The sequence below is a fragment of the Frankia sp. AgB32 genome (assembly GCF_023243045.1).
Taxonomy (GTDB): domain Bacteria; phylum Actinomycetota; class Actinomycetes; order Frankiales; family Frankiaceae; genus Frankia.
Genome location: NZ_JALKFX010000014.1, coordinates 83,420 through 90,788, shown reverse-complemented (window position 1 = coordinate 90,788; position 7,369 = coordinate 83,420). Strand labels below are relative to the sequence as shown.

At 74.6% G+C, this 7,369-nt stretch carries 5 protein-coding genes; 2 read left to right on the top strand and 3 right to left on the bottom strand.

Annotation, left to right across the window (positions count from 1 at the left end; all coding sequences use genetic code 11):
• Nucleotides 1-1,739 (bottom strand): polyprenol phosphomannose-dependent alpha 1,6 mannosyltransferase MptB (gene mptB, locus MXD60_RS06855; protein ID WP_283097935.1); only part of this gene is annotated, 1,739 nt, incomplete at its 3' end.
• On the opposite strand from mptB, the gene MXD60_RS28640 reads away from it, so the two are divergent.
• Together MXD60_RS28640 and MXD60_RS06850 are read left to right on the top strand one after the other, a co-directional pair.
• Entirely contained in the window at nt 1,696-1,821 is a 126-nt protein-coding gene (locus MXD60_RS28640; RefSeq protein ID WP_283097953.1) for a hypothetical protein, read from the top strand. The two genes, mptB and MXD60_RS28640, sit on opposite strands and share 44 nt — an antisense overlap.
• Before the next feature lie 157 nt (nt 1,822-1,978).
• Nucleotides 1,979-3,679 (top strand): hypothetical protein, encoded by a 1,701-nt coding sequence (locus MXD60_RS06850; protein ID WP_283097952.1) that lies wholly within the window; start codon nt 1,979-1,981, stop codon nt 3,677-3,679.
• Nucleotides 3,680-3,694: 15 nt separating this feature from the next.
• On the opposite strand, the gene MXD60_RS06845 is transcribed toward MXD60_RS06850, so the two are convergent.
• Nucleotides 3,695-5,560 (bottom strand): NAD-binding protein, encoded by a 1,866-nt coding sequence (locus tag MXD60_RS06845; protein ID WP_248818127.1) that lies wholly within the window; start codon nt 5,558-5,560, stop codon nt 3,695-3,697.
• Between the two features lie 69 nt (nt 5,561-5,629).
• The gene (locus MXD60_RS06840; RefSeq protein WP_248818126.1) at nt 5,630-7,204 is read right to left on the bottom strand and encodes a PP2C family protein-serine/threonine phosphatase; all 1,575 of its coding nucleotides are present in this window, start codon (nt 7,202-7,204) and stop codon (nt 5,630-5,632) included.
• Between the last annotated feature and the right edge of the window lie 165 nt (nt 7,205-7,369).

The following is a 7,369-nucleotide window of genomic DNA, read 5'->3' as shown; positions in this document are numbered from 1 at the left end:
CACCCCGCGGCCGGGGGGGCCACCCGCGTGGTGCCGGGCGGGGGGGGGGGGGCCGGGGGGGCCCCCCCCGGGCCCCCGCCCCCCCCCCCCGCCCCGCTGCCCAGCCCGAGGCCGCCGACGAGCGCGAGCACCCCGCCGCCGCCGAGCAGCCGCCAGGTCGCGGCGAGCGGCGGGAGGGTCGCCAGGCACAGCCACGACGAGACCAGCACGGTCCCGGCGAGCGTCCGTCCGGCCGCCGTCGTCGGCACGAGGCCCGCCACCGACCGCCACCCGGCCGGCCGGGTGGCGGTCGATCTCCCGGCGGCGCCGCGCTCGGCGGGGACGGTCCGGTCGGCGGGGACAGCCATGGCCGCGATCACGGCCAGTGGCGGCAGGCACATCGCCAGGTACCAGGGGTAGACGACGGGACTGCCCAGGGCGACGGCCAGGCCGCCGAAACCAAGCACGGCCAGGTCGGGCCGCTCGTCCAGCGGCGACCCGGCCCGCCGCTCGCCCGGTCCGTGGCGCCAGGCGCGGATCGTGAGCGTCAGCACGACGGCCGCCGCCGCGGCCAGACACAGGCCGCGGGCCACCCGCAGCGCGGCGCCGTCGGGGAGATGCCACCCGAGAAGTCCGCACAGCCCGTCGACGGCGGCGGCCAGGATCGAGGCCGGGGCGATGCCGGTGCTGAGCTTGCCGGAGGTGGACAGGGAGTGGATCCAGGACGGCCCGAACCCGGCGGCGGCCATGCTCACGGCCGAGACGGCGGCGACGGCCCCGACATCGGCGGCGAGCCGGGTCAGACCGGCCCGCACGGGGTGCGCCGCTCGCCGGGCGGCGAGCAGGTGCGACACCATCAGCCAGCCGACCGCGAGCAGCGCCGTCGCCTTGACGTTGCCGGCCAGCCCGGCGAGGCCGGTCGCGGCGGCGCCCACCGCCACCGGCCGGCACCGGACCGCCCAGGACCGCCCAGCACCGCCAGGCCGGCTCTCGTCCAGCCCAGGTTCGCCTGGATCAGGGTCGGTGGCGGTTGGAGCGGTGGTGCGGTCCGTGGGGCCCGGAGCGGCGCGGTCGAGCACGAGGGCGGCGACGACGAGCGCCGCGGCGAGCGCGTCGAGGTGGCTGCCGCCGACGAGATGAATGACGATCACCGGATTCGCCGCCACCGCCACGGCGGCGATCGCGCGGTGGCCCGTCCCGGCCAGCCGCAGCGCCAGGACGACCAGGGCGACCGTGGCGAGCACGGCGATGACGCGCAGCGTCACGACGGTCCCGCCCGGGCCGTCGCCGAGCGCCGCGGCGGCCTTCTCGATCGCCACCGCCGCGCTGCCGTAAGGACTGTGGGTGTCGGTCCAGCGCGGGTCGACGGCGCGCACGAAACCGAGCCCGGAACCGTCCGCCGTGCCGGCGGCGCGCAGGGCGGACACGCCGTGGGTCGCCGGATCCAGCCCGAGCCGGGCCAACTCACCCTGAGCGGCATAGGCGTAGGCGTCCCGGCTGTACAGCGGCGGCCCGACCGCGAACGGCAGGCTCCAGGTCACGGCGGCCGTGAGCCCGCCGCGCGTGGTCACCCGGCCGGCCAGCGCGCCGCGCAGGAGCACACCCCAGCACCCGCACAGGACAATGACGCTCAGCGCGGACAGTCCGGCCAGAACGCCCCTCGTGGTCTCGCCCGGCGGCGTCGATGGAAGAATCCCCCACCAGGATGAGGGATCAGTGATGTTCGGGTCCCTCGGCCCGAGCCGGCCCTCGGCCGCCATGGCCGTGACCGCGGCCGCGGTGCCGGCGGCGATCAGCCAGCCGACACCGCTGCGGCTGCGGCCAGCGGACGGTCCGGGTTGAGCGCGCCCGACCGCTGGTGGGGTGGCCGCTCTCGGCCGCTCGCCCCGGGGCGGGGCGCCGAGGGATGATCTGTCGGGTGCGGCGGAGGGACCGTCGTCGGTTGCTGGGGAGGTCGCGCGTGACAGCTCTCGCGGCGCCCGGCCCGTCGACCGACGCGATGCCGGTCGGCCGCTCGTCGGCCGCAGCCGCGGCACCAAAAGGCGAGACCGAGCCCCGAGTGGCTGCACTACCCCAGACCCCTTTCGTCGCCCTCGAACCACCGCGGCACCGTGGGCCGGTGTGGCGCGCGGCCAGCGCGGTGGTCGCCGTGGCGTGCCGTTGGCCCTGGGTGCTGACCGCTGTCCTGTGCCTGCTGTGCGTCGGGTTCGGCGTGACCGGTCCCGACACCCCCGCCCAGGAATACCGGGTGTGGCTCTTCCGCCACGGTGGGGCGCTGCTCTGGGACGATCAATGGTACGGCGGCCACACCATACCCGGGTACAGTGTCCTGTTCCCCCCGCTGGGGGCGCTGCTCGGGGTGGAGGTTCTCGGCGCGCTGTCCTGTGTGGCGTCCACCGTGCTCGTCACCCGGCTGTTGCGTGGTCCGCGGCGGCGCTCGGGGCACGAACTCGTCCTGGTCTGGTTCGCCGTCGCGACCGTGTCGAACCTGGTCGTGGGCCGGATGCCGTTCGCCCTCGGGATGGCCTTCGGCGCGCTGGCGCTGCTCGGCGCGCGGGAGCGGCGCACGAAGCTCACCTGGGCCGGCGCGATCCTGTCCTCGCTGGCCTCCCCCCTGGCGGCCGGCTTCGTGCTGCTCGTCGGCTGCGCGTTGCTGCCGACGATCGGCTGGCGGCGGGTGCTTCCGTTCCTCGGCGCCGGGGCCGGCATCGGCGTCGCGCTCGCCTTCCCGGAGGACGGATACCAGCCCTTTCCCGCCGTGACCTACCTTTCGCTGCTCTCGCTGATCGGGGTGGGGCTGCTCGTCGTCCCGCGTGACGCCCGGGCGATCCGGCACGGCCTGCTGCTGTGGGCGGCCGCGGCGACCTTGTTCTTCTTCGTCCCGTCCCAGGTCGGCGGGAACATCACCCGGCCGGCGACGCTGCTGGCCGGCCCGGCGGCGGCGCTGCTGCTCGCCGACCGGCGTCGGCTGCTCGCGATCGTGGCGATCCCGCTGATGGGCTGGCAGTTCGGGCCGCTGCACGGCGCCCTGCTCACCCAGGGTGACCCGTCCGCCGGGTCCGGGTACTACGCGGGCCTGCTCGACTACCTGCACCGGGGCACACCGGTGTCCGCGGGACGGGTGGAGGTGCCGTTCACCCAGGCGCACTGGGAGGCGCGTTACGTCGCGCCGTCGGTGCCGATGGCCCGCGGCTGGCTGCGGCAGCTCGACAGCAAGTACAACGCCCTGTTCTACGACGGCACGCTGAACGCCGAGACGTACCACCAGTGGCTGCTGGCCCGCGGCATCCGCTATGTCGCCCTGCCCGACGTGAACCTGGACCCCTCCGCGGTCGCCGAGGCGAAGCTGCTGCGGGCCGGCCTGCCGTACCTGGACCTGGCCTGGCAGGACGCGCACTGGAAGGTCTGGCTCGTCACCGACTCGCCCGGCCTGGTGCAGGGGCCGGCGAGCCTGACCGAGCTCGGGGTGAGCTCCATGGCCGTCGACTTCCGCACGCCCGGCATCGCCACGGTCCTCGTGCACTACACGCCGTACTGGCAGCCGGGGGAGGGCCGGGCATGCGTGTTCCGGGCCGCCGGCGGCTGGACGGGGATCCTCACCGAGTCGGCCGGGCCGGTGCGCCTGACCGCCCGGCTGTCGGTCGACGGGCTGACCCGGGCCAGCGCCCTGGACTGCCCCGTCGACCAGCGGGTCGGCTGAGGCCCCGCCGGGCCCTCAGCTCGGTCGGTTGAGCGGGACGATGCGTAGCCCGGCGTGCGCGAGAATGTCCGGCAGAGTGCGGATCACGTCCCGGTCGCGTTCACGATCGACCTCGGTCAGCGCGGCCCAGTCGACCATCGCCGGATGGCGGCGGTCAGGACCGTCCTGCGCGACCGGACCGACGGTGAAACCCTTCGCAGCCCGTTCCCGCCGCCAGCGCTCGTGTTCCTGCTGGGCGAGCTGCTCGATCTCGGCGCCGGTGAAGGCGAAGTCGGAGTCCGCCTCCCCGGCGGGCATCAGCATGAGGTTCTGGGTCCGCAGGACCTCGCCGAACTGCGCGGCCTGGGCCCGGTTGGAGTCACGCAGGTCCTCGGGCAGCTCCTCCCAGGGCACCATCGCCCGCCGGGATCCCATCGCCTGGCCGCGGCGGCGCTCGGCCTCCAGGTAGCGGTTGTGGCTGGCCTGGGCGAACCGCTCGATCAGGTCGGTGTCGCCAAGGTCCAGCGGCAGCGCCTCGTCGTTCACCGCGAAGAAGCGGACGCCGCCCCGCAGGTTCTCCAGCAGCGGCATCGGGGTCGCGGGCAGGGCGGTGTCCTGCTGGCCGAAGACGTCCTGTAAACTCCGCTGCCGGCCGGTACGCACGATGACCGTGGTACGCCTGACGCCGAAGTGCTCGTTGAGCACCTGGGCGGCATCGAGTCCAAACAGCAGAGCGCGCTCCTCGTCGCCGAGGCAGACGTAGACGAACTCGGGCGGGCCGAGCCGGTCGGTGGCGGCCAGGACGGCCGGGGGAAGCTCGCCGTTCTGGGTGTCGTGGCCGGTCAGCACGACCCGGGACAGGGCCGGCTCGCGGGCCCGTAACAGGGCGAGCTTCGCCACGGCGTCGGGGTCGGACACGGCGATGGGCAGCAGCGCTCCGGTCGCGCCGGCGAACGTCCGCCAGCGGCGCGCCAGTTCCATCACCAGGGCCCGGCCCAGCCCGGACAGACCGAGCACGACCAGGGGTGCCGGCTGGGCGGGCGGCGCGCCCTCCGCGTCGGCCGCCGCCCAGCTCGGCGGGTGGCGGTTGAGCAGGGCGTGCGCACCCAGCACCTCGATGGCGAAGAAGTCCAGCCGAAACCCGGCGTCGTCGTCCAGCCCGATCCGGCGGGCCCGCAGATGCGGGATCAGTGACAGGTCGCCGACCTGGGCCAGGCAGCGCAGCGGCTGGTCCGCCCGGTCGACGGCCAGGCGCCGGGCGGCGAGCGCGATCGCCAGGTTCGAGGAGGTGTCCGGCAGGCATCCGTAGACCACGTCGGCCCGGGCGATGCCGGCCTTTGCCAGCACCAGCGGTTCGACCGGATCGCCGACCACCCGCAGCAGCCCCGCGGGCCGTTCGGTGTCCGGGTACTCGCGCTGCGCGTCCTCGGCGACGAGCACCACCCGCTTCGTCTGCGACAACCTGTCGACCAGGGCGGAGGCGGTGGGTCCGGTGCCGCACACGACCACGTGATGGCGGGCTCGGCGAGCCCGGAACCGCTCGAAGCGCTGCGCGAAGACCGTGCTGACGGCGTCCGCGACACCCACCGCCGTCGCGAGCGGAGCGAGGAAGCGGGCGATCTCCAGGGTCAGCGGGAAGTGACCGGCGCCCACGAAGACGTTGCCGTCGAGAAGGAACAACGTCGCGGTGAAGTAGACGACGTTCGGCCAGCTGAACGTCGCCGGCGTGGCCTTGAACAGCCGGTACATCCCGATCAGGCCGAGCGTGAAGGCGATGACCCCGAGCACCGCGAACACGCCGAGCAGATGATGGCGCAGCCAGCGTGCCAGCCGGCCGGCCAGGGCCAGCACGATGCCCGGGCCGCCGAGGTAGCCTTGGCGGCCCGCGCCCGGGCCGATCACCGGTGCCGGCCTCGGGCTCGCCGGCCGAGTCGCGTCACGACCCGCCCCGCGCGGCGCCGGCCGCCGACGTCACCGTCCGGTGGGCTCGGACACCAGGTCGGCGACGACGATGGTGGTGTCATCCCGCGCGCCGGCGAGCAGGGCGGCCTCGACGAGGGCGTCCGCGGCCCGCTCCGGCGGTGAGGAGCCGAGTTCGCTCATCAGGCCGTCGAGCTGTTCTGGCGTCATCACCTTGGTGATGCCGTCGCTGGCGAGCACCACCCGGTCCCCGGCGCGCACCGGCTCGGAGAAGATGTCGGCCTCGATCTCGTCGGCGAGACCGACCGCGTTGAGCAGCGGGCCGTTACGGATCGCGTGCGGGGTGGTCAGTGCCCGGGGGCGCCCACGCCCCGGCTGCAACCAGACCGAACTGTCGCCGACGTGCGCGACGGTGAGGTACTCGCCGGTGCTGCGCTGCCGGCCGAGGATGACGACGTCGAGCGTGCAGGCCATGCCGAGCCAGGTGGGCTCCTCCCGGGCGCGGGTGCGCACCACCCGGTTCGCCCGATTGACCGCCTTGCGCAGGCCCTCCAGCGGATCCTCGGCGTACTGCGGCCGGAAACCGGCGACCGTGGTGACGGTGAGGGTCGAGGCGATCTGGCCGGCGGCCTCGCCGCCCACCCCGTCGGCCACCGCGAGCAGGCCGTCGACGACGACGAACGCGTCCTCGTTGGGCCCGCCGCGCTTGCCCCGGCGGGTCCGCCCGGCGGCGGCCAGCCGCAGCGGCGCGGCCGTGGGCTCCTCGGGTTCGGTCGCGACGAGGTCCGCCGCGTGCTCCCGGGTGGTGGGCGGGGGTGTCATGCCGGGAAAGGTCGTCGCGGTGGGGGTGCTCTCCCAGCGCGGATCACCCGCTCCCGCGTGGGCGACCGGCTCCGGCGCGGTCGGCTGCGGGATGTAGGTCGTGGTCGGCGGCGCGATGGGGAAGTCGCCGGTCTGCGGGTCGTAGTACCGGGTCGTGTTCTGCCGATCGTCGTCGTAGGGCGGCACCTCGTGCGGGGGCGTCGCGGGCGGTGGCGTCCAGCCGGTCGCGTCGGGATCGGATCCGCGGCCGTACTCGCCCGCGGGAACCTGCGCGGTCACTGTCCCTCCCCACGGCGCGCCGGCGATCCCGACGGAGCCTGCCTCGGCCGTACCTGGGTCACTGTCCCGTGGATCATGTGTCCCCCTGTCGGCCGAAGCCGGGCCGGTCGAACCGTCACCGTCCGGACCGACGTTGCTCGCCCTGGCGCCCTCACGGGCCTGTCCGCCCGCTCGGCCGGCTTCCGCCCCGCCGGCCGCATGTTCGTCGTCCGTGGCCCCACCGAGGTGATACACCCTGGCCAGGCGGGTGTCCGCAGGTTCGCTGTCCGCCGCGCGTGACTCCGCCGCCGGCACGGCGACCGCGGGCGCCGGATCCGGTTCGGTGAAGCCGGGAAGGTCGTCGAGGGCGGCCGTATCGGGGTCGTCACGGATCGGCACCGTACCGGATTGGTGGCGCTCGTGGTTCAGGCCACGCCTGGGGCGCTGGTTTCCCCGCCGAGTCGGCTGGTTGTTCAGGTAGAGGAAGATCACCAGGGCCACCAGCAGCACCACGATGAGCATGATCGGCACCAGCGAGCTACCCATGGCCTCCGTCCCCGCCGAACCAGTCATGACCACGCTGCCGGACGTGTCGCCAGCCGTCCTTCTTGCTACTCAAGGACATCGACGTCCCGTGGACCACGGGTGTGTCGTGACTCCGACACAAGTGCTGGTCATTGTTCCAGACTTGAACGATCCCGAGTAGGGCAC